The 21,011-nt window shown below is 70.6% G+C and carries 21 protein-coding genes and 2 pseudogenes; 12 read left to right on the top strand and 11 right to left on the bottom strand.

Translation table 11 applies throughout. From position 1 onward, the window contains the following. Positions 1 to 170: 170 nt before the first annotated feature. From E1202_RS29345 to aspS, 6 genes are all read right to left on the bottom strand, one after another. Positions 171 to 1,631 (bottom strand): SulP family inorganic anion transporter, encoded by a 1,461-nt coding sequence (locus E1202_RS29345; RefSeq protein WP_132686564.1) that lies wholly within the window; start codon positions 1,629 to 1,631, stop codon positions 171 to 173. Positions 1,632 to 1,712: 81 nt separating this feature from the next. Further along, a complete protein-coding gene (locus tag E1202_RS29340) occupies positions 1,713 to 2,309 on the bottom strand; it encodes a carbonic anhydrase (RefSeq protein WP_132686563.1) in 597 nt (198 codons plus the stop codon). A 49-nt stretch (positions 2,310 to 2,358) separates the two neighbouring features. Continuing rightward, complete coding sequence (locus E1202_RS29335; RefSeq protein ID WP_132686562.1) at positions 2,359 to 2,733, bottom strand: hypothetical protein; 375 nt, start codon at positions 2,731 to 2,733, stop codon at positions 2,359 to 2,361. Between the two features lie 341 nt (positions 2,734 to 3,074). Then, positions 3,075 to 3,797, bottom strand: coding sequence for a GNAT family N-acetyltransferase (locus tag E1202_RS29330; protein ID WP_132686561.1), 723 nt, complete (start codon positions 3,795 to 3,797; stop codon positions 3,075 to 3,077). Further along, positions 3,794 to 5,002 (bottom strand): phosphotransferase family protein, encoded by a 1,209-nt coding sequence (locus E1202_RS29325; protein WP_408007616.1) that lies wholly within the window; start codon positions 5,000 to 5,002, stop codon positions 3,794 to 3,796. Before E1202_RS29325 ends, E1202_RS29330 begins: the two co-directional genes overlap by 4 nt. A gap of 272 nt (positions 5,003 to 5,274) precedes the next feature. Then, complete coding sequence (gene aspS, locus E1202_RS29320) at positions 5,275 to 7,089, bottom strand: aspartate--tRNA ligase (RefSeq protein WP_132686560.1); 1,815 nt, start codon at positions 7,087 to 7,089, stop codon at positions 5,275 to 5,277. 430 nt (positions 7,090 to 7,519) lie between these two features. Between aspS and E1202_RS29315 the strand changes: the two genes are divergently transcribed. Together E1202_RS29315 and E1202_RS29310 are read left to right on the top strand one after the other, a co-directional pair. Next, positions 7,520 to 8,617: a hypothetical protein gene (locus tag E1202_RS29315; protein WP_132686559.1), complete on the top strand. Its 1,098-nt coding sequence runs from the start codon at positions 7,520 to 7,522 to the stop codon at positions 8,615 to 8,617. A 310-nt stretch (positions 8,618 to 8,927) separates the two neighbouring features. Then, the gene (locus E1202_RS29310; RefSeq protein WP_207918981.1) at positions 8,928 to 10,001 is read left to right on the top strand and encodes a zinc-binding dehydrogenase; all 1,074 of its coding nucleotides are present in this window, start codon (positions 8,928 to 8,930) and stop codon (positions 9,999 to 10,001) included. 36 nt (positions 10,002 to 10,037) lie between these two features. Here E1202_RS29310 and E1202_RS29305 read toward each other — a convergent pair whose 3' ends face one another. After that, a complete protein-coding gene (locus E1202_RS29305; RefSeq protein WP_207918980.1) occupies positions 10,038 to 10,820 on the bottom strand; it encodes a GntR family transcriptional regulator in 783 nt (260 codons plus the stop codon). 124 nt (positions 10,821 to 10,944) lie between these two features. Here E1202_RS29305 and E1202_RS29300 point away from each other — a divergent pair, with 124 nt between their 5' ends. From E1202_RS29300 to E1202_RS29280, 5 genes are read left to right on the top strand one after another with little or no spacing between them, the layout of a single operon-like run. Further along, positions 10,945 to 12,063, top strand: a complete 1,119-nt coding sequence (locus E1202_RS29300) for a TIGR03364 family FAD-dependent oxidoreductase (RefSeq protein WP_235879098.1) — start codon at positions 10,945 to 10,947, stop codon at positions 12,061 to 12,063. Positions 12,064 to 12,080: 17 nt separating this feature from the next. Beyond that, positions 12,081 to 12,998 carry a phosphate/phosphite/phosphonate ABC transporter substrate-binding protein gene (locus tag E1202_RS29295; protein WP_132686558.1) on the top strand — a complete coding sequence of 306 codons (918 nt, stop codon included), beginning with the start codon at positions 12,081 to 12,083 and terminating at the stop codon, positions 12,996 to 12,998. Next, a complete protein-coding gene (locus E1202_RS29290) occupies positions 12,998 to 13,708 on the top strand; it encodes a phosphonate ABC transporter ATP-binding protein (protein ID WP_132686557.1) in 711 nt (236 codons plus the stop codon). Before E1202_RS29295 ends, E1202_RS29290 begins: the two co-directional genes overlap by 1 nt. Further along, entirely contained in the window at positions 13,705 to 14,529 is an 825-nt protein-coding gene (phnE, locus tag E1202_RS29285; protein ID WP_132686556.1) for a phosphonate ABC transporter, permease protein PhnE, read from the top strand. Before E1202_RS29290 ends, phnE begins: the two co-directional genes overlap by 4 nt. After that, positions 14,526 to 15,191, top strand: coding sequence for a phosphonatase-like hydrolase (locus E1202_RS29280; RefSeq protein WP_132686555.1), 666 nt, complete (start codon positions 14,526 to 14,528; stop codon positions 15,189 to 15,191). The genes phnE and E1202_RS29280 overlap by 4 nt, the downstream gene beginning before the upstream one ends. A gap of 6 nt (positions 15,192 to 15,197) precedes the next feature. Here the strand turns inward: E1202_RS29280 and E1202_RS29275 are convergent, their stop codons facing one another. Together E1202_RS29275 and E1202_RS29270 are read right to left on the bottom strand one after the other, a co-directional pair. Beyond that, on the bottom strand, positions 15,198 to 16,271 hold the full coding sequence (locus E1202_RS29275; protein ID WP_132686554.1) for an Rv2578c family radical SAM protein: 1,074 nt from the start codon (positions 16,269 to 16,271) through the stop codon (positions 15,198 to 15,200). Positions 16,272 to 16,354: 83 nt separating this feature from the next. Further along, entirely contained in the window at positions 16,355 to 17,485 is a 1,131-nt protein-coding gene (locus E1202_RS29270; RefSeq protein WP_235879097.1) for a beta-ketoacyl synthase N-terminal-like domain-containing protein, read from the bottom strand. A gap of 157 nt (positions 17,486 to 17,642) precedes the next feature. Between E1202_RS29270 and E1202_RS32460 the strand changes: the two are divergent. Both E1202_RS32460 and E1202_RS29260 read left to right on the top strand, forming a co-directional pair. Beyond that, positions 17,643 to 18,095: pseudogene (locus E1202_RS32460) on the top strand (dihydrofolate reductase family protein); the annotation flags it as partial. Between the two features lie 260 nt (positions 18,096 to 18,355). Beyond that, a complete protein-coding gene (locus E1202_RS29260) occupies positions 18,356 to 18,574 on the top strand; it encodes a hypothetical protein (RefSeq protein WP_132686553.1) in 219 nt (72 codons plus the stop codon). A gap of 9 nt (positions 18,575 to 18,583) precedes the next feature. Here E1202_RS29260 and E1202_RS31935 read toward each other — a convergent pair whose 3' ends face one another. Beyond that, complete coding sequence (locus E1202_RS31935) at positions 18,584 to 18,778, bottom strand: hypothetical protein (protein WP_207918979.1); 195 nt, start codon at positions 18,776 to 18,778, stop codon at positions 18,584 to 18,586. 142 nt (positions 18,779 to 18,920) lie between these two features. Here E1202_RS31935 and E1202_RS29250 point away from each other — a divergent pair, with 142 nt between their 5' ends. Further along, on the top strand, positions 18,921 to 19,313 hold the full coding sequence (locus E1202_RS29250; protein ID WP_132686552.1) for a DUF6157 family protein: 393 nt from the start codon (positions 18,921 to 18,923) through the stop codon (positions 19,311 to 19,313). 85 nt (positions 19,314 to 19,398) lie between these two features. Here the strand turns inward: E1202_RS29250 and E1202_RS29245 are convergent, their stop codons facing one another. After that, positions 19,399 to 20,256, bottom strand: a complete 858-nt coding sequence (locus E1202_RS29245; RefSeq protein ID WP_132686551.1) for an SDR family oxidoreductase — start codon at positions 20,254 to 20,256, stop codon at positions 19,399 to 19,401. 97 nt (positions 20,257 to 20,353) lie between these two features. Here E1202_RS29245 and E1202_RS29240 point away from each other — a divergent pair, with 97 nt between their 5' ends. Together E1202_RS29240 and E1202_RS31930 are read left to right on the top strand one after the other, a co-directional pair. Further along, positions 20,354 to 20,740 (top strand): winged helix-turn-helix transcriptional regulator, encoded by a 387-nt coding sequence (locus tag E1202_RS29240; protein WP_132686550.1) that lies wholly within the window; start codon positions 20,354 to 20,356, stop codon positions 20,738 to 20,740. Between the two features lie 47 nt (positions 20,741 to 20,787). Then, a pseudogene (locus E1202_RS31930) lies at positions 20,788 to 21,011 on the top strand (hypothetical protein); the annotation flags it as partial.

Raw genomic sequence — 21,011 nt, 5'->3', positions numbered from 1 at the left:
CCCCATCCACCGCACCGACCCCCGCCGAGGCCGACCACGCGCCGGGGTCCCCGTCCCGCCCTCGACCCGCACCGGGTGACGGGATTTCAAGGGAAGTCCGGGTCCCGATCTCAGTGGAAATCGGAACCCGGACTTCGGTGGAAATCGGGTCGCACCAGGTGAGGCGCTGGTCAGCCGACCTTGGCGGGCATGGCGACTTCGACGCTGCCGTTGTTGCGGCGGTGCTCGGCGACCCAGTTCTCGACCGCCTGGTGGCAGGCGCGGTCCAGGTGGCGGACCGTGCTCAGGTCGAGGTGGACGTGCTTGCCCGTGGGCAGCTTCTCCAGGTGGTCGAGCAGCCGGGGCAGGCGCAGGAACGTGGCGTTGCCGCCGAGCTCGACGTGAACGCGGTCCTCGCTGTGCTCGGCGTTGACCGACAGCCGGGAGACCTCGATCGCGGTCTTGACCACCGCGAGGGCCAGACCCGTCAGGGTGCCGATGAGCAGGTCGGTGGCCACGATCGTCACCGCGGTCAGCACCAGCACGAACGCCTCGGACCGGTGCTCGCGCACCAACTTGGCGACCGCCTGGATCTCCAGCAGCTTCCACCCGGCCTGGATCAGCAGCGCGGCCAGCACGGCGGTCGGGATGAACGCCAGCAGACCGGGCAGCAGCACCACGAACAGCAGCAGCCAGAAGCCGTGCAGCACGCGGGACAGCTTCGTCTTCGCCCCGGCCTGCACGTTGGCGGAGCTGCGCACGATCACGGCGGTCATCGGCAGCGCGCCGAAGACGCCGCAGACCGCGTTGCCCGCGCCCTGCGCGACGAGCTCCTTGTTGTACTGCGTCTTCGGACCGTCGTGCATGCGATCGACGGCGGCGGCGCTGAACAGGCTCTCCGCCGAGGCGATGAGCGCGAACGTGAGGATCGAGCCGAGCACGGCGAGGTTGACCGCGCCGAAGTCGGTCAGCGCGGGCGGGTTCAGCGACGCCAGCAGCGAGCCGACCTCGATCTTCTTCACCGGCAGGGCCAGCAGCACGGCCGCCGCGCTGGTGAGGACCACGGCGACCAGCGCGCCGGGAACCAGGTTCAGCGGCGCCGGCACGAACTTCTTCCATGCGGTCATGACCAGCAGCGCCGCGATGGCGAGGCCGAGCCCGGCGATGCCCTCCGGCGTGGTCACCATCGCGGTGGCCAGTTCGCCCAGTCCGCCGAACTTCTCGAAGGTCGTGTCGGGCTGGGCCAGACCGCCGACCGGGTAGATCTGGCCGAGGATCAGCACCAGGCCGATACCGGCCAGCATGCCCTGCACGACCGACGGCGAGATCGCCCGGAACCAGGTGCCCAACCGGCTCACGCCGAGCAGGATCTGCACGACGCCGGCACCGAGCACGATGATGCCGAGCATCCCGAGCCCGTGCTGGCTGACGGCCGAGGCCACCAGCACGGTCAGGCCCGCGGCCGGGCCGGAGACCTGCAGCGAGCTGCCGGGCAGCAGGCCGACGACCAGGCCGCCGACGATGCCGGTGACGATGCCCAGCTCGACCGGCACACCGGATGCGGCGGCAACGCCGACGCACAGCGGGACGGCCACCAGGAACACCACCAGGGAGGCGGCGAGGTCCGCGCCGAACGTCGGCGCGCCGGGCATTCGCCCGGTTCGTGGTTGCGACGTGTCTTCAATTTGCGTTGTCACGATGCCCTCCAGGGCGAAAACGGGAGCGGGCTTGCTCTACAGCGGGAGGAAGTCCTCGTCTTCCGCCGACTGCGGTGCGACGTAGACCAGACCGGTGTCGATCTCGTAGAACCAGCCGTGCAGGCGAAGCCGACCGGAGTCGATCCGGTCGCGGATGAACGGGTACTCGCGCAGCACGTCCAGCTGCGACCGGAGGTGCCGCTTGCTCTCGGCGCGGACGGCGGTGTCCTCGGGTTCGGCGGCGACCTGGGCTTCGGTGCCCAGCCAGGTGCACAGCGCGGGCAGCGCGTCGAGCCCGCGGCCGGCGATGGTCAACGCGGTGACGGCGCCGCAGTGCGAGTGGCAGCACACGATGATGTCGGGAATCCCCAGTTGCAGAACGGCGTACTCGATCGTGCCCATCTCACTGGAACCGGAGTCCGGTGAGTATTTCGGCACCACGTTTCCGGCGGTTCGCAGTTCGAACAACGTTCCTGGCTCAGCCCCGGTGATGTGCGACGGCGTCACGCGGGAATCTGAACATCCGATGAACAATGCGGAGGGTGCCTGGCCCGCGGCCAACTGCTTGCGCTGGTCCTCGGAAAGCAGGTTCGGATAGCGACGTGCGTGTTGCACGAAGTTGTCGAAGCTCATTTCGGATCTCCGGGTCGAATCGGCTCGGAAAAGTCGGAGTCCGGGCCGATCAGTGCCGCATGACCTGCAACATCGCCGGTGAATGTCTGAGCCTGCCGTGAACGTGGTGCGCATCGGTCCCGATGCCCGGGCATGCGGCGGAGCGGAGGAGGATCTCGAAATCCGCGGCCGTCCACCGGGACGCCCCGAGATTCCGGTCGTGCTCGTGGCGCATCTGGTCGCGCCGGTGCGTCGCCGGGCTGGGCAGGCGTTCGCGGAGCTTCTCGCCGTCCCGGTGCTCCTTCGGGTCGGGCTTGTGCTCGTTGGTGGTGAGGCTAGCGGCCTGACCGGCCAGCGCCGCGTCGGTCGGCCCCAGGGCGGCGAGCACGACCGCGAAGAGCAGGAAGACTCCCACCCTCGTGATCTGCCATGCCGTGCCGCGCACCGAACACCTCCCCGAAAAAAGAGCAGCCGATCCCCTTCCGGCGACGCCGACGGTTGCGGGGTGAACGAGCGAATGCGCTCGAACCCCACAATATCGGAAGCACGACCTCCGTACGCAAGTCGCAGATCGGACGAATCCGCCGCGCAACAAATGAGAATTCCTTAATGCGGGAACTCTGCCGCCCAGAATCACCCGGTCGTCGGGTCGACACCCCGCTCGCCACTACTTTCCGCGACATCAGACGTCACGGTGCGCACCTGAAATGTGATCGGCATAACCGCATCGAGGGACGGCATCGGTAGTCGTCTATTCACTTGCGAAACATCGCAGAAACGCGATTCCTACCGAACCCGATAATGATATGCATGCGCGAGTATGAATCCGAGCGATTCGTAACGACTCCGCGCGACCGAGTTGTCCGATTCGACTTGGAGGAACACCCGCTCGGCCGACGCCCAACCGGCGCAGGATCGCATCAGCGCGGCGGCCACGCCGCGTCGCCGCCACTCCGGGGCCGTGCGCATCCCGTAGACGCCGCACCAGCCGTCCGAGACCGCGAACATGCCGACCCCGACCGGAACTCCCCGGCGCACGGCGGTGGCGAACGCGACGGGCGCCGGCACCCGGTCCAGGCTCGGCTCAGGCCGACCGCCGACGGCCGCGACGGCGTCCAGCCACCGCGATCCGGGCTCGGCGTCCAGCAGGACTTCGAAGTCCGACGCCGGGCAGGTCTGCAGCAGCATCTCCAGCTCGGTCCGCATGACCGTGGTCGGCGCATCGGCCCGGTAGCCGCGACCGGCCAGCAGCTCGTCCAGCTCCTCGTGCTCGTCGAGCGGGCTGACCTGCACGATCGCCGGACCCGAACGCTCGGCGTAGAAGCGCTCCGCTGCGTCGATCGCGGCTTCCGGATCGTCGAGCGGACCGATCGGCAGGGCCGAGTTCGAGCGGCGGCGGCGAAGCAGGTGGCAGTGCCGCAGCAACCAGCCGTCGCGACGCTCCACCGTCGAGGCGGGCCAGGTCGCCACCGCCGCGCGCTCGATGGCCCAGGTGTCCGGGTTCGTCACTCCGTGCGGAACGCCGGGTACGGCTGCAGGTGCAGCGCGCCGGCTCCGAAGCGGTCCACCAGTGCGTCGATGACGGTGTCGGCGAACTCCGCGACGTCGGACAGCTGCGCGTCCTGCGCATCGGAGCGCAGGTGCCTCCAGCGGTCCACCAGCGCCGTGCTGCGGCGCGGCGAGGGCTGGTGCAGGTCGATCGGCCGGTCGTGCTCGCCGGTGCGCGGCAGGAACCACCACGTCGACACCCACACCCACAGCAGCTGGGCGTTGAACAGCCTGGGCAGCAGCACCTCGTCGGAGTCCAGCTCCGGCCACACCTCGGCGATCTCCGAGCGCCAGGTCGCGAGCATGCTCTGCGCCAGGTTGTCCGGTAACGCGTAGGAGCACCACGAGGACGGGAACGGGTACTGCAGGTAGGCGGCGTCCATCGCGACGTCGCGCACGCAGCCCCACTCGAAGTCCAGGAAGCGAACCCCGCTGGACCCGGTGACGAGGCTGTTCTCCGGGCAGATGTCGGACGGGCTGAACGCCTGGTAGCGGCTGGAACCCAGCTGCTCGGACGCCGCGGTGAGCCGCTCGACCAGCTCCGGCGGCGTGCGCACGCCGAGGATCTGGCTGAGCAGTTCGGGCAGCTCCCCGACCGAGGCGACGATGTCGTCGGCGACCGGGTCGGTCCAGGACTTGGCGCCCAGTCTGCGCATCAGCGCGTCGAAGTCGGCGGCGCAGCCGGCGGTGCTGCTGTGCAGCCGTCCCAGCGCCCGGGCCCAGGCGAGCAGGGCGCGTTCGGCGGCGCGCGGGTCCTCGGCGAAGAGCACGTCGGCCAGCGTGGAGCCGCGGCCGAGGTCTTCGAGCACGAGCAGGCGCTCGTTGACGTCGTGCGCGATGAGTTCAGGGCTGACCCGTGCCTCCGGCGGCAACGCCGTGGTCAGCTGGCAACTGGCCGCCTCGTGCGCGAACGGATCGGTGCGCGCTTCCGGCGGGCACTCTCCGTAGTGCTTGACGACCACGGTGCGCGGCAGTTCGAACGGCGATTCGGCGATCCGCACCCGCAGCACGACCGAGCGGTCACTCCCGCCCAGGTCCTCCGCGTCGGCAAGCCGCACCGGAGCTCCGGTCCTCTTGCTCAGCACCGCTTCTGCGGTGGCGACCGTGTCGGTCGCCTCGGTGCTGGCCGGGACCCGGACCTCCGGGGGGCCGGTGGTGATCTCCACGCTCATCGTCTCCAGACACTACCCCCACAACCTGAACCTCCAGGGCCATGACCGGTCAAGTGACACCTGACCGGGCATCGGCCGTGTGCGCTGCGTGTTCACCCCTGAACTCCCACGCACACGACTCCCTCAGACGTTGACGGAACCGGCCCTCGGCGACGTTGCACGGGTGGCGAACTCCGATGCCGAATCGGTTCCCCGCGCACCTGAGCGAGCCCGGCCGAACGCGCGGATGACGCGCTCGGCCGGGCCACCACTCGATGGGAGCAACGTCAGCTCTGCGGCTCGACCGTCCCGGTCACGTCCTTCTCCGCGGCCTTGGCCTGCTTCGGCTTCGCGTCGATGCCGGCCTCCTTGCGCTGGGCGTCGGTGATCGGCGCCGGCGCGGCGGTCAGCGGGTCGAAACCACCGCCGCTCTTCGGGAACGCGATGACGTCGCGCAGCGACTCGGCACCGGCCAGCAGCATGCAGATCCGGTCCCAGCCGAAGGCGATGCCGCCGTGCGGCGGGGCGCCGTACTTGAACGCCTCCAGCAGGAAGCCGAACTTCTCCTGCGCCTGGTCCTCGGAGATGCCCAGGAGCTCGAACACCCGCTCCTGCAGGTCCGGCCGGTGGATACGGATGGACCCGCCGCCGATCTCGTTGCCGTTGCAGACGATGTCGTAGGCCCAGGCCAGCGCGTTCTCCGGATCCTTCTCGAAGTTGTCGATCCAGTCGGCGTTGGGCGAGGTGAACGGGTGGTGCACCGCGGTCCACTTGCCGCTGCCGACGGCGACGTCGCCGGCCTCCATGTCCTCGACGGGCTCGAACATCGGTGCGTCGACGACCCACACGAACGACCAGGCGTCGTGGTCGATGAGGCCGCAGCGCTCACCGATCTCCAGGCGCGCGGCACCCAGCAGCGCCCGCGCGGAGGACTTCGAACCGGCGCCGAAGAACACGCAGTCACCGGGGTTGGCGCCGACGGCCTTGGCGAGGCCCTCGCGCTCGGTCTCGGACAGGTTCTTGGCGACCGGACCGGACAGCTCGCCGTTCTCGCCGACGAGCACGTAGGCCAGGCCCTTGGCGCCGCGCTGCTTGGCCCACTCCTGCCAGGCGTCGAGCTGACGACGCGGCTGGTCGGCACCACCGGGCATGACCACGGCACCCACGTAGGGCGCCTGGAACACGCGGAACGGCGTGTCGGAGAAGTACTCGGTCATCTCGGTGAGCTCGAGGCCGAAGCGCAGGTCGGGCTTGTCGGTGCCGTAGCGGGCCATCGCCTGGGCGTAGGTCATCCGCGGGATCGGGCGCGGGATCTCGTGGTCGACCAGCTTCCACAGGCCGGCCAGGATCTCCTCGCCGAGCTCGATGACGTCGTCCTGCTCGACGAAGCTCATCTCGATGTCGAGCTGGGTGAACTCGGGCTGCCGGTCGGCGCGGAAGTCCTCGTCGCGGTAGCAGCGGGCGATCTGGAAGTAGCGCTCCATGCCGCCGACCATGAGCAGCTGCTTGAACAGCTGCGGCGACTGCGGCAGCGCGTACCAGCTGCCCGGCTGCAGGCGGGCCGGGATCAGGAAGTCGCGGGCGCCCTCCGGGGTGGAGCGCGTCATCGTCGGCGTCTCGATCTCGACGAACTCGCGGCCGTGCAGCGTCTCGCGCGCGATGCGGTTGATGTCGCTGCGCATGCGCATGATCCGACCGGGCTCGCTGCGGCGCAGGTCCAGGTAGCGGTGCTTGAGGCGGATCTCCTCGCCGACCTCCAGGTGGTCGTCCAGCGGGAACGGCAGCGGAGCCGCTTCGCTGAGGACCTCCAGGTCGGTGGCGGTGACCTCGATGGCGCCGGTGGGGATCTCGGCGTTCTCGTTGCCCTCGGGGCGGACGATGACCTCACCGGTGATCTTGATGCAGAACTCGGCGCGCAGCCGGTGGGCGCGCTCGGCCATCTCCCCTTCGCGGAACACGACCTGGGAGACGCCGGAGGCGTCGCGCAGGTCGATGAAGATGACCCCGCCGTGATCGCGACGGCGCGCCACCCACCCTGCGAGGGTGACGGTCTGCCCGGCATGACCGGCGCGGAGCGATCCGGCCTCGTGCGTGCGCATCACGGGTACTCAGGCTCCTTCTTCCGCTTTTCGAGCGTTCGACTGCGTTGGCCGCTTCCCGCGCCGTGAGCAGGCGGGACGCGAGGTTCCAGGCTAGCCAACCTGCGCTGGGCGATCGCGGGCAGGGCGGCGGCCGGTCCCGCGATGTGAGCCGACCCGATCAGAGCCTCGACCTCACCTCATCAGCATGCCAGCCTGGTCCAAACCTTTTTCCGGAGTGATCGAGAATTCCCGGTTCCTCGGACTCGATGCCCGGCGGAGTGAACCATTGTGGGCCGTTGCATACGTGTGAAGGAGGGGAACAACAAAACACAGGCATCGCCCGAGGTGGGCTACTCCTAAAGTGGGAGCCGCCTACCGGAACTCGGTCGTTGCGCAACAGTGACCCACTGATTAGCGTAAGTTCGGAATTCGCCGGACACGAGGAGTAACGATGACCGGCCCGAAAACCGAGGCCCGCCCGACCGCCCGCCCGGCCGTTCGCGGCATGCAGCAGGGCGCCCCGCAGGCCCACCCGACCCAGCAGCCACCTTCCCAGGCCACGAAGCCGCAACCGACGCAGCAGGCCAACGCGATCTCGGCCGAGCTGGCGGAACTGCTCCGAACGGGTCCGTTCGAAGCCGCTCTGCGCACCGCGATCCGCTCCAGCCGCCTGAGCCTGGAGCGCATCCAGCACCGCCTGCGCGCCAGAGGCACGCCGGTCAGCATCACGGCGCTGAGCTACTGGCAGTCCGGCCGCCGCCGTCCCGAGCGCCCCGATTCGCTGCTCGCGCTGGCCCAGCTGGAGCAGGTCCTGGGCGTGCCGGAGAGCTCCCTGTCCGCGCTGCTCGGTCCGCCGCGCCCGCGCGGTCGCACCCGGCAGGCGTCCGCCGAGGCACCGCCGCTGAGCGCGCTGTGGTCGGAGCACGAGTCGGCCGCGGAGCTGCTCACCAAGATCGACACCAACCACGACAGCAAGCTGACCCGCTTGTCGCACCACGACGTCGTGCACGTCGATCAGCACGGTGACCTGCGCAAGATCCGCACCCGCAAGCTGGTTCGCGCGGAGACCAACAACGCCGACCGCTGGGTGATCATGTTCGACGGCGCGTCGTCGGTGGCCACGCCGCCGATCATCCGCCCGATCCGCTCGTGCCGGCTGGGCCAGGTGCTCACCGACCACGCCCGCGATCTGGTGGTCGCCGAGCTGCTGTTCGACCACGCGCTGGCGCGGGGCGAGACGCTGCTGCTCGAATACGAGATCATCGACCCGCCGACCGGTCCGAACGAGGCCGAGCACAGCTTCTGCCGCCTCTTCCGGCTGCCGGTGCGCCAGTACGTGGTGGAGTTGCAGTTCGATCCGGCGCACCCGCCGGCGGGCTGCGAGAGCTACGTCGGCGATTCGGCGATGCAGGAGGCTGAGCAGCCCAAGCCGCTGCAGGTGGATCGATTCGGGCGCGCGCACGCGGTCGCGCTGGACTTCGGCATGGGAGTCTTCGGCGTCCGCTGGCAACCCGAGCAGCAGGGCGAGGTGCTCCCGGAGACGGAGTAACCCGGTCCAGCGACCTGGTTCACCCACCCCTCTGCACGCGCCGTAACGAAGACTCGAACAATTCAAGAAACCGCGAAAGCTCCCGATCAGCGCGTCTTAGCATTCGAGAAACAATGGCCGGGCGCGCTCGACCACAAAAGAATTCCGGATTTCGGCTGCATGCGGCGACAGCACCGATCTTTTCCGACAATCGCGAGGAGGCCGAGCCGGCGCAGGCTCGGCCTCCTGCTCTTGGCCGGGACGTGACCGTTCGGTGAACGTCCCCAACTTGTCCATACAAGTGGCCGTTGTGGCTGGCAGGATGCCGCGCATGACTGCTCCCGCCCGCGTTCTCGGTGTCGCCCTCTCCGCCCGGTGGGAAGGCGTCGGCGAGCCGTTCACCCTCGTCGAGTCGCCCCTCCCGGAGACCCTGGAGCCCGGCGAGGTCCTGGTCGAGATCGAGCTGGCGACGGTGTGCGGCAGTGATCTGCACACGGTCACCGGCGGCCGACCCGCCCCCTCGCCGGGGGTGCTCGGGCACGAGCAGGTCGGCCGGGTCGTCGCGGTGGGCCCGGGCGAAACGCCCCGCTGCCTGGATTCGACTCCGGTGGCGCCCGGTCTCCGCGTGGTGTGGTCGGTGGCCGCCTCCTGCCTGCGCTGCGCGCGCTGCCTGGCGGGGATGCCGCAGAAGTGCCTGCACCTGCGCAAGTACGGGCACGAGGCGTGGGACGACGAGCGGCCGCTGCGCGGAGGTTTCGCCACGCACTGCCTGCTGATGCCGGGCACCGCGATCGCTGCGGTCGACGAGTCGCTGCCCGCCGAGGTCGCCGCTCCGGTGTCCTGCGCGACCGCGACGGTCGCCGCCGTGGTGGGCGCGGCGGACCCCGTGGGCGACGGCACCCGCGCGCTGGTCAACGGAGCCGGGATGCTCGGGCTGACGGCGGTGGCGATGCTCTCGGCGGCCGGAGCCCACGTGGTGGCGGTCGATCCGCATCCGCTGCGCCGCGAGCAGGCGCTGGCCTTCGGGGCGTCAGAGGCGGAACCGGCGGGGCGCCCGGTCGGCGAGGTGGACGTCGCGCTCGAACTGTCCGGCGCCACCGGCGCGGTGCAGTCCTGCCTGGACTCGCTGGCGGTCGGCGGCGTCGCGGTGCTGGCCGGGTCGGTGTCGCCGGGACCGGCGGTCCAGCTGGATCCGGAGCGGCTGGTGCGCGGCCTGCACCGGATCGTCGGCGTGCACAACTACCACCCGCGCGACCTGCTCACGGCCGTCGAGTTCATGACCGAGCACCACCGCACCCGCCCGTTCGCCGACCTGGTCGCCGGCCGCTACGGCCTCACCGAGCTCGACGCGGCCTTCGCGGCCGCACGCCGAGGCGACGCCCCCCGCCGAGCCATCGCCCCCTGACCCACGACCCGAGTACCGCCGCACTCCGGTTCCCGATCATGGCCGCAGTCCGGGGCCTGGAGGTGCTGCTCCGGTCCACGCAGGGCCGGAGCGGGTCACGTCGGTCCGGCGGCTGCGGGTGTTGGTGACGGTCACCGAGGCGACGTCGGGGCGGTAGCGGTCCTCGGAGCACTCCAGCGGTGTGCCCGCGGAATCGGTGGTCACCCGTCGTTCGCGCAGCAGCGGCGCACCTTCGCCGACCTCGAGCAGCCGCGCGTCGGTCGGGTCGGCGGCCACGGCGTCGAAGGTGTGGCGCGCGGCGTGCAGGTCCACGCCCTGCTCGGTGAGGTGGGCGTAGATCGACCCCGCGTCGAGGTCGGCGTCGAGCAGGCTGCGGCCGATCTGCTCGCGGTAGGTCATCCGCTCCAGCATGGCGGGACGGCCGTCGAGCAGTCGCAGCCGCAGCAGCTGCACCGCCAGCGCGTCCGGTTCCAGTTGCAGCGCCGCGGCGATGGCCGGTTCGGGCCTGCGCAGCGCGATCTCCTGGAGCTGCTGACCGGGCACGTGCCCGGTGATCTCGGCGCGGCGGGTGAACGACAGGAAGGACTCGAAGGGCTGGCTCGGCACGGCGTCGAGCACGACCGGCCGCTTGCCCTTGCCGCCGCCGATCAGTCCCTCGTCGCGCAGCGCGGCCAGCGCTTGCCGGATCGGGCCGCGCGAGACCGAGAACTCCTGGCACAGCTGGGATTCCGACGGCAGGGATTCGCCCACGGCGATCTCGCCCGACCGGATGCGCTGCCTCAGTTCGCTCGCGAGCACGCGGTGCAGTGGAGTCGTCACGAACTGGACTATACAAGCTTGGTCCGACGACACATGGACGCCCGAAAACGCCAGGTTGAACGGCAGATTACTTGTACATACAAGTCATTGACCTCGCTTCTCGCGCGCTGGCACCGTGAGCGGCGTGAGCGTTTCGAGCAGTTCAACCGACCTGATCGTCGTGGGTGCCGGGATCGTCGGCCTGGCGCACGCCGTCGCAGCGGTGGAGCGGGGCATGTCGGTCACGGTCGTCGAACGCGACGACCACGCCGTCGGCGCCTCCGTCCGCAACTTCGGGCACGCCTGCATCACCGCCCAGACCGGCGAGGCGCTGCGCTTCGCCGAGCACGCCAGGGGAACCTGGCTGCGGCTGGGCGAGCAGGCGGGCTTCGGCGTCGCCGAATGCGGCACGGTGGTGGCCGCCCGGTCGGGCGAGGAGACCGCCGCGCTGGAGGAGCTCGCCGAGCTCCGCGGGCCGGACCAGGTCCGGCTGCTCACCGCGGACGAAACCACCTCGACCGCAGCGGTTTCCGCCGAGGGACTGCACGGCGGCGCGCTCCTCCCCCGCGACCTCCGCGTCGACCAGCGGCGCGCCGCCGCCGCGATCGCCGCCTGGCTCACCGAGCAGCCAGGGGTGCGCGTGCTGTGGGGCACTCCCGTGCTGAGCGTCGAAGACGGTCTCGTGCGCACCGGGCGGGGACCGCTGCACGGCGATCACGTGGTGGTCTGCGCCGGCCACGACCTCGACCGGATCATCCCGGACGCGGCCGAGGCGGACGGGATCCGCCGCTGCGTCCTGCAGATGCTGCAGCTCCGGGCCGCCGGCCTGAAGCTCGGCCCCGCGCTGCTGACCGGAACCTCGATGCTGCGGTACCCGGCCCTGGCCGGAACCGAAGGCGCCCGCGCGCTGCGGGAGCGCTGGAGCGAGCAGCGGCCGGAGCTGCTGGCCGCGTCGGTCAACCACATGCTCACCCAGCTGCCGGACGGCGACCTCGTCGTCGGCGATACCCACACCTACGCCCGCACCCCCGAACCCTGGTCGTCGGAGGAGCTCGACGAGCTCCTGCTCGCCGAGACCCGCGCGCTGCTCGGCCGCGACGACCTCGCGGTGGTCCGCCGCTGGCAAGGCGTCTACGCCTCCGCCGACGGCGAGTTCCTCCGCACCCGCGTCTCCCCCGGCGTCACCGCCGTCGCCGTCACCTCCGGAATCGGTATGACGACCGCTTTCGGGCTCGCACCCACCGTTGTCGAATCCCTCGCCTGACCCCTCGGGAGCTCCTGATGTCCTTGCGTCACCTCACACGCCCGATCGCCCTCGCCCTCGCGGCCGGCTCGGTCTTGGCGCTGACCGCCTGCGGCACCGGCGGTGATTCCGCCTCCGAGTCGCCGACGTGCCCGGACGGCAAGATCCGCTTCGGCGTCGAACCCTTCGAAGACCCCGCCCGCCTCACCCCGGCCGCGCAGAAGCTGGGCGACGCGCTGTCGAAGTCGCTCAACTGCCCGGTGGAAGTCCAGGTGACCCAGGAGTACTCCGCCGAGGTCCTGGCCATGCAGAACGACAAGCTCGACATCGCGATCTTCGGACCGCTCGGCTACGTCTTCGCCAGCCAGCGCGCCGAGGCCGAAGCCGTGGCCTCGTTCGCCGACGCCAACCGCGTGCTGTCGACCTACACCGCGGGCATCTGGGTTCCGAAGGACTCCGACATCACCTCGGTGCAGCAGCTGCGGGGCCGGTCGCTGGCGCTGGGCTCGGTCGGATCCACCTCCGGCGACGCGCTGCCGCGCAAGGCGCTGGCCGACAACAAGATCCCCGAGAAGGAGGTGAAGATCGACTACGCGGGCGGCCACCCGGAGGCGCTGCTGGCGCTGACCAACGGCGCGGTGGACGCCGCCGAGATCAACTCCCAGCAGCTGGCCAGCGCCACCGCGTCCGGGCTCTTCGACCCCGCCGCGCACCGCCAGATCTGGAGCTCCGCACCGATCCCGAACGACCCGATCACCGTTCGCGGCGACATGGACCCGGCGTTCAAGCAGGCCCTCCGGGACGCGCTGCTGAACCTGGACCCGGCCACGGTCGGCGAGATCGGAGCGCTGCTGGACGTCTCGCCGCCCGGCCCGCTGGTGCCCGTCGACCGCTCCACCTACCAGCCGCTGTTCGACCTGGCCGCCTCCCTCAAGCTCACCGAAGGCGACGTCTGATGCTCACCGCGACGGGTCTGACCGTCCACTACGGATCCCGAGAAGTCCTGCACGGCGTCGACGTCACGGTCGCCTCGGGGGAACTGCTGGCCGTGCTCGGCGCCAACGGGTCCGGCAAGTCCACGATGCTGCGCGCTGCCGCCGGGTTGACCCCGGCCGAGGGCACGGTCACGGTCGACGGCCGCCGCCGGGGCCCGCTGGACATCGCCTTGGTGTTCCAGCGGATTCACCTGGTCGGCCGCCGCAGCGCGCTGGACAACGCGTGCACCGGGGCGCTGGGAAGGCTCCCGCTGCACCGCTCGCTCACCCCCGCCCTGTTCCCCCGCTCGGTGCGGGAGGAGGCGATGGCCTGCTTGGAGCGCGTCGGGCTCGCCGATCGCGCGCACGACCGCGCTTCGGGCCTGTCCGGCGGCCAGCAGCAGCGCGTGGCCATCGCCCGCGCCCTGTGCCAGCGGGCCCCGGTGGTGCTGGCCGACGAACCGGTGTCGGCGCTCGACCCGGCGGCTGCGGAGCAGGTCCTGGAGCTGCTGGCCGAGCTCGCCCACACCGAGCGGCTGGCCGTGCTCGCCGTGCTGCACCAGCCCGATCTCGCCCGCCGCTACGCCGACCGCATCGTGGGTTTGCACGACGGTGCGGTCGTCCTCGACGGAGACCCCGCCCAGCCCGTCGATTCCCTGTACCCGCACGCCCTGCTGGAGACCTCGTCGTGACCACCGCGCTGCAACCCGCACGCCGAGCCGTGCCTCCAAAACCGCCGCGCGCCCGGCTCAGGATCATCGGCTGGACCGTCGCGGCGCTGGTGCTGGCCGCTCACGCGGTGGCCTGGAACGCCACCGAGATCTCGGTGTCCGCGCTCGTCGAGGGCGCCACCGGCATGGGCGAGTTCCTGTCCGAGGCGGTGCCACCGGAGCTCGGCTCGGACGTGCTCGCCGAGAGCGCGTCGGCCGCGGTCGTCACGCTGTGGATCGGCCTGCTGGGCACGACGCTGTCGATCCCCGGATCGCTGCTGCTGGCCCTGCTGGCCACCCGCGGCACCGCGCCCGGCTGGGTCTACCAGCCCGCGCGGAGCCTGCTGTCGTTCCTGCGCGCGGTGCCCGACGTGGTGTTCGCGCTGATCTTCGTCACCGCGGTCGGGCTGGGTCCGTTCCCGGGCGTGCTGGCGCTGGTGTTCCACAACGTCGGCGTCATGGGCAAGTTGTGGGCGGAGACGCTGGAGGACGCCGATCCCGGTCCCGCGCAGGCGCTGCGCTCCGCCGGTGCCGGCCGCATCCAGGTCGCCGCGCACGCGCTGCTGCCGGTGGTCACGCCGCAGATGGTCGGTCTGCTGCTGTACCGCTTCGACGTCAACGTCCGATCCTCACTAGTGCTCGGCCTGGTCGGTGCCGGTGGCATCGGATTCCTGATCAACCAGTCGATCCAGCTGTTCCAGTTCGACGAGATGCTCACCCACATCCTGGTGGTGCTGGTGCTGATCGTCGCGGTGGACCAGCTCTCCGCCCTCATCCGCCGCCTTCTCGGGAGCACGTCGTGATCGCCCTGGTCGCCCTGGACATCGCAGGTACCACCATCGACGAGGGAGGTGCCGTCTACCGCGTCCTCGCCGAGGTCGTCGCCGAGGTCGTCGCCGAGCACGGCGCGACTCCCTCCGACGCGGACCTGCGGCACTGGATGGGCGCGGACAAGCGCGCGGCCCTGTCCGCGCTCACCGGCGATCCGGACGCGGTGGAGCGGTTGCACGACCGCTTCGTTGCCCACCTCGGCGAGGTCTACGCGAGCACACCGCCGCAACCGTTCCCGGGCGTTCCGGAAACCCTCGCGACGCTGCGCGAATCAGGGGTGAAGGTCGCGCTGACCACCGGTTTCGACCGGCGGATCACCGACCTGATCCTGTCCGAAGTGGACTGGAAGGTCGGCGATCAGCTCGACGCCGTGGTCAGCGCGAGCGAAGTGGCAGCAGGCCGCCCGTCCCCGGAGATGATCCACCGTGCGATGGAACTGACCGGGATCACCGACCCCGCAGAGGTCCTCACCGGAGGCGATACGGCCCTCGACGTCCAAGCGGGCCACGCCGCCCGCGCGGGCCAGGTCGTCGCGGTCCTCACCGGCGCCCAAACCCGAACGGAGCTGGAGCGGCACAACCCGACGCTCGTCCTCCCGGGAGTCGCCGACCTGCCGACCGCGCTCACCACCTGACCACGATCACAGCAGCGAGAGCTGCCGCACCCGCCCCCGGTCGGCGTCGGACTGCGGCAGCTCGTCCTGCCGCACGCGGAAGTTCTCCGGTCTCCGCGGTCGCGCGAGGCCGTGACGCTCCTTCGCCTGCTCGACCAGGTCGGTGATCTGCCGTTGGTAGGACTTGGGTGCGTAGGCGCCGTTGCGGTAGAGGCGTTCGTAGAGCGGGAGCAGGTCTGGTCGCTGAGCGCTCAGCCACTCGTGGAACCACTCGCGCGCGCCCGAGCGCAGGTGGAGCACGATCGGCGTCAGGCTCGTCGCGCCCGCCTCGGCGATCGCGGCGACCGTCCGGTCGATCTCCTCGGGTGAGTCGCTGAGCCCGGGCAGGATCGGCGCCATCAGCACCGAGCACCCGATGCCCGCTTCGGCGAAGCGGCGCACCACGTCGAGCCGCCGCAGCGGTGAAGGCGTTCCCGGCTCCACGACCCGCCACAGATCCTCGTCGACCGACCCGACCGACACCGCGATCGACACCTCGGTCCGCTGCGCGGCCTGCGCGATCAGGTCCAGGTCGCGCAGGATCAGCGTCCCCTTGGTCAGGATGGAGAACGGGTTCGCCCGGTCCCGCAGCGCGGCGATGATCTCCGGCATCAAACGGTAGCGACCCTCCGCGCGCTGGTAGGGATCGGTGTTGGTGCCCATCGCGATCGGCTCGCCCGCCCAGCGCGGGCTGGCCAGCTCCTTGCGCAGCAACGTCGCCGCGTTCGTCTTCACGACGATCTTGCTGTCGAAGTCGCGCCCCGAATCCAGGTCCAGGTACGTGTGGGTCCGCCGCGCGAAGCAGTAGACGCAGGCGTGCGTGCAGCCCCGGTACGGGTTCACCGTCCAGCGGAACGGCACCCGCGCCTCTCCCGGAACGCGGTTGAGGATCGACTTCGCCTGGATCTCGATGGCGTAGGCACCCTCGGTCCCGGCCTCGATCGGCACCGGTTCGGGCAACGCCAACCCGGCTCGGCCGCTCCCGCGCACGACGGGGTCGGGCAGACCGAGCGGCAATTCCCCCGCCCGACCTGCATCAACCCGCTGCTCTTCCCAACGCATGACCCGATTCGAACACAGATTCGATGATCTGTCGAGTCGCTTCCACCGAGCTCACACGATCGAGCGGCCGGCAGGTCCCGGGGTCACGCCTCGGAGAGCAGGACGACGGAGTTGTGGCCGCCCATGCCGAGGGAGGACTTGACCGTGATCCCGCCCTGGACGGGCGTCGGGCCGTTGAGCAGGCGCGGGTGGCCGGAGGACACCGCGGCCGGGGCCGGGATGGTGCCTCGGTCGTAGCCCAGCGCGGTGGCGGCGATCTCCACCGCTGAGGCCGCGCCCTGGCAGTGGCCGACCAGCGGTTTGACCGAGTACAGCTCGGCTTCCGCCGGGAACAGCGAGTCGAAGACCGTCGCCTCCGCCCGATCGCACTGGGCGGTGCCCGGGCCGTGAGCGTTGAGGTAGCGCAGGCCGGAGGGGTCCGCACCCGCGTTCTCGATGGCGTCCTCGAAGCAGCGGGTGATGTCGGTCAGGCTCGGGTCGATCGAGGTGACGTGGTGCGCGTCGTGCGTCATCGCTCCGCCGAGCACGTGCGCGTAGGACGTGCCACCGCTCTCGCGCGAGAGGATCATGGCCACCGACGCCTCGCCCATCGCGAAACCCCGGCTGCCCTCCTGGAACGGCCGGCACACCTCGGGCGGTTCCGCGTCGCTGAAGGCGACTCCGAGGCGCTCGAAGTGCAGCACGTTCTCCGGCGTCGCCGACACGTCGGTGGCGACGAACACGACGTCGTCGACGATTCCCGCGTCGATCCACGCCTTGGCGGTGAGCAGTCCCGCGTTGCCCGACGAGCACATCGCCGAGACGTTCATCGCCGGTCCGTGGAAACCGAACTCCTGCATCAGCAAGGACATCGGTGTCGACGGCATCAGTCGCAGGTAGTCGCGCGAGGCGAGGTTGCCGCCGTGCTGGAGGTAGAAGTCCCGCCACAGCTCCACTTCTCCGAGCACGACCGCGTGCAGCAGGCCGACTCGCCGCCCTTCGCGCCACCCGCGTGCGCGCGCGTCGGCGACCGCTTCGCGGGCCGCGCCGCGCATCGAGCGGCCGAACGTGCTCGGCCCGTCCGACTCGTCGCCACCGGGCGGGATCGCGGCGATCCACGCCGTCCGGTCGCGGTCCTGCCCGTAGCCCTCGGCCAGCGAGGCCGCGTGCTTGCCGCCGAGCAGTCCGTCCCAGAACGGCTCCACGCCCCAGCCGTACCCGGTCACGATTCCCATACCACGAATGCCTAAGTGCGATTGCATCTCCATCACCTTCGAAACGTCATGATCATCACTGATCAGGGTGCTTTTCCCGTCCTCGGTGCAGATCGTCGTGGTGGGGTGGCGCGCTACGCGGTGGTAACTGAGCTCTCGTCGGAAACCGGGTTCTGGGATGCCGTCGTCCGCATCATTCGGCCCGCCGACGCGCGGAACCGGGGCTACGCTTCAGGACGTGCTGGTCTACTCGATGGGCGTTTCGGTCGACGGCTACATCGCCGACCGGCGGGGCGAGTTCGCGTGGACGGCCCCGACCGAGGAGCTGTTCGGGTTCCACCTCGCGCGGACCCGCGAGCTCGGCGGATTTCTGTGCGGCCGCAAGCTTTACGAGACCATGCTGGTGTGGGAGACGGACCCGTCGATGCGCTCCGACGAGCTCGGCGCCGCCTTCGCCGACGTCTGGTCGGCCCTGCCGAAGGTCGTCTTCAGCCGCACGCTCAACAGCGTTGACGGCAACGCCCGCCTGGCCGGCGGATCGCTGCGCGAGGAAGCCCGAGCGATCGCCGACTCGACCGACCAGGACGTCGGCGTCGGCGGCGCCACCCTGGCGGCCGAGGCCATCGCGCTGGGCCTCGTCGACGACCTGCGCGTCTTCCGGCACCCGATCATCGTCGGCGGAGGCACCCCCCCACCTCCCGCCGGTCGCCGAGAACAGCCGCCTGAACCTGGTCGAGACCCGGACCTTCAACGACGCCGTGGTCTACGAACGCTACGTCCGGAACACGGCCTGACCCACCGCACGCCGAGGACAACGGGTGCTCGCCAAGGGCTTTCGCGCGTGCATGATGATGTGGGGACCAACGCCCGACAGCGAAGAGAGGGAGACGCTTGCGAGCGAGCAACACCACCCCGCGGCGGAAGATCACGTGGGGACAGCTCAAGGTCGGCGATCTCTGGATCGGCGAACGCCCGGCCAACGAGACGCGAGCGGTCACCGAGGTCGCCCCGGCCTCGGGCGGAACCGCGACGATCACCTTCGACGACGGGACCGCGCAGACCAACCCGGCCGACTTCGAGATCACCATCGCCGTCACCGGCGAGGAATGACCCCGCGGGTCACCGCGCTTCGATGATCTCCGCCAGCAGCGCTCCCGCCCGGAGCAGAGCCGGCGCGCGTTGCGCGATGGCCTCCAGCCGGGCGTCGAGCGCTGCGAGCGAGCAGTTCACGTCGCCCATACCGAGTCGATCGACGCGAACATGCTGCCGTTCGGCCTCGCCGAGGCGACCAGCAAGGTCCTGGTCAACCGGCACACTTCCAGTGCACGGCAGCGAGTGCGCGCAGCCGCCCCCCGACCGGCAAGAGCAGTCGTGCCCGGGCCGCGGCGCGCACGAAGTTCGCGCCGCGGCCGGATTTCCGCACGACGTCGTCGGCGGGCCGTCGTACCGTCCTCCCATGCCGGTTCACACGACCAACTACGCGAACACGTTCATCGAGGTGGCCGCGGACTGCCCGGTGGCGCAGGCGGAAGAACCCCCGCTGCGGACGACTCCGTCGGTGGCCCGCATCCAGTTCGACATGCTCGTCGCGGATCCGTACCGGCACACCTCCGACGACGTGGTCTACGAGTCCAACGGACGACGACGCGGCCTGAGCCGGGAGGAGTTCTTCGCCAAGGGACAACCCTGCCTGCGAGCCTCGCCCCTGACCAAGCGGTACGGCTGGGGCGTCCACCACGACGCCGACGGACGCATCGCGCTGGTCCCGGCGGGCTCCGATCAGTACCGCGAACTCGCCGCCGACCCCTCGCTCCAGCACGTGAACGCCATGCGATCCAGCCGCGCCTGACCCTCATTCGCAGCGCGGTCGATCACACCGGCGAGCGACGGACTTGGGACCGACTCCGCCTCCCGTCACCTCAGGCAGGCCGCGGTCACCTCGCCAACGCGTCCGAGATCGACTGGGAGATCGGGGTCGTGGGGCGGCCGATGAGGCGGGCGAGGTCGCCGCTGCCGCCCTGGAGCAGGCCCTTGGCGATGGCCGAGACGTCCACGTCGACGAGGACGTCGGCGAACGCGTCCGGGACACCGGCGCCGGTGAGGATGCCCTTGAGGGTTTCGGGCGGGACGTCGGTGTAGGTGACGTCGTGGCCCGACTGGCGGGCGAGCTCCGCCGCGTACTCCGCGAGCGTGAAGGCGCGGTCGCCGCTGAGCTCGTAGCTGCGGTTCTCGTGCCCCGCCTCGGTCAGGACCGAGACCGCCGCGTCCGCGTAGTCCTCGCGGGGCGCCGCGCCGATCTTGCCGTCACCGGCGCTGCCGACGACGCCGTGCGCCAGCTGGGTCGGGATCTGGGCGGTGTAGTTCTCGCTGTACCAGCCGTTGCGCAGGAACGTCCAGGTCAGGCCCGAGTCGAGGATGGCCTGCTCGGTGCCCTTGTGGTCGTCGGCGAGCGCGAAGTCCGCGTTCGGGCCGCCGAGCACGCCCGTGTAGACCAGCCGGGCCACGCCCGCTTCCTTCGCCGCGTCGATCACCGCCCGGTGCTGCGGGAGCCGCCGGCCCGCGTCGGGGCTGGAGATCAGCAGGACGACATCTCCGTCGTTGAACGCCTCGCTGAAGGTGTCCGGCGTGTCGTAGTCGGCGATGCGCAGCTCGACGCCGCGCGCGGCCAGCGGCGCCGCCTTGGCGGCGTCGCGGACCACCGCGGCGACCTGGTCGGCGGGAACCGCGCGCAGCAGCCCCTCCACGACGAGCGAGCCGAGCTGCCCAGTGGCTCCGGTGACGACGATGCTCATGTCTCTGTCCTCCAGCAATGTGTTGAACGCGCTTCGGACTAACCGTATCGACTGAACTAACTTCTGGTTAGTACCTACTTTCGTGTAAGGTAGTGGCATGTCGGTAAGCAACGAGGTCACGGTCACCGAACAGCCGAATGTGAATGCGGCCACCTGCCCCTCGCGCAGCGTGCTCGAGCACATCACGAGCCGCTGGGGAGTGCTCGTCCTCGCCGCCCTGTTGGAGGACGGCCGCCGGTTCAGCGAACTGCGCCGGATCATCGGCGGGGTCAGCGAGAAGATGCTGGCCCAGACGCTGCAGACCCTCGAACGCGACGGTTTCGTGCACCGCGAGGCCCACCCGGTGATCCCCCCGCGAGTGGACTACTCGCTGACCGAGGTGGGTGAGCAGGCCGCGCGACTGGTCTCCGGACTCGCCCGGTGGTCGGAGGCGCACGTGCCCGACGTGCTGGCCTCGCGGGAGGAGTACGACAACCGGACGTGAGCCGACGGGGTCCCGGGAGCCGCAGGACCGACCCGCATAATTGCCGGGTGACCGAGCCACCCGAGATTCCCGGACGTCGGCCTCGCCATCGACAGCCGGGACAGCCCGCGTGGCAGCCGCCTCCGCAGCAGCCCGGCCGCCGGCCACCCCAGCCGCCCCGGGAGAACCCACCTCCTCGGGACGCCCAGCCTCCCCCGGACGGCCGGCCACCTCGGCAGGCACCGCCGCAGAGCCCGGACCAGCAGCGCACCCGCCCGCCGCGCCCGCAGCC

It is taken from the genome of Saccharopolyspora karakumensis (genome assembly GCF_004349225.1).
Taxonomy (GTDB): Bacteria; Actinomycetota; Actinomycetes; order Mycobacteriales; family Pseudonocardiaceae; genus Saccharopolyspora; species Saccharopolyspora endophytica.
Note: the sequence above shows the minus strand (reverse complement) of the source record. Positions and strands in the feature narration are given on the sequence as shown.

Bases quoted from the DNA above. Each gene is read 5' to 3' on its own strand.
- E1202_RS29345 (WP_132686564.1), bottom strand. From the start codon at position 1,631: ATGCCCGGCGCGCCGACGTTCGGCGCGGACCTCGCCGCCTCCCTGGTG.
- E1202_RS29340 (WP_132686563.1), bottom strand. From the start codon at position 2,309: ATGAGCTTCGACAACTTCGTGCAACACGCACGTCGCTATCCGAACCTG.
- E1202_RS29315 (WP_132686559.1), top strand. From the start codon at position 7,520: ATGACCGGCCCGAAAACCGAGGCCCGCCCGACCGCCCGCCCGGCCGTT.
- E1202_RS29310 (WP_207918981.1), top strand. From the start codon at position 8,928: ATGACTGCTCCCGCCCGCGTTCTCGGTGTCGCCCTCTCCGCCCGGTGG.
- E1202_RS29295 (WP_132686558.1), top strand. From the start codon at position 12,081: ATGTCCTTGCGTCACCTCACACGCCCGATCGCCCTCGCCCTCGCGGCC.
- E1202_RS29290 (WP_132686557.1), top strand. From the start codon at position 12,998: ATGCTCACCGCGACGGGTCTGACCGTCCACTACGGATCCCGAGAAGTC.
- E1202_RS29275 (WP_132686554.1), bottom strand. From the start codon at position 16,271: ATGCGTTGGGAAGAGCAGCGGGTTGATGCAGGTCGGGCGGGGGAATTG.
- E1202_RS29270 (WP_235879097.1), bottom strand. From the start codon at position 17,485: ATGGGAATCGTGACCGGGTACGGCTGGGGCGTGGAGCCGTTCTGGGAC.
- E1202_RS29250 (WP_132686552.1), top strand. From the start codon at position 18,921: ATGCCGGTTCACACGACCAACTACGCGAACACGTTCATCGAGGTGGCC.
- E1202_RS29245 (WP_132686551.1), bottom strand. From the start codon at position 20,256: ATGAGCATCGTCGTCACCGGAGCCACTGGGCAGCTCGGCTCGCTCGTC.
- E1202_RS29240 (WP_132686550.1), top strand. From the start codon at position 20,354: ATGTCGGTAAGCAACGAGGTCACGGTCACCGAACAGCCGAATGTGAAT.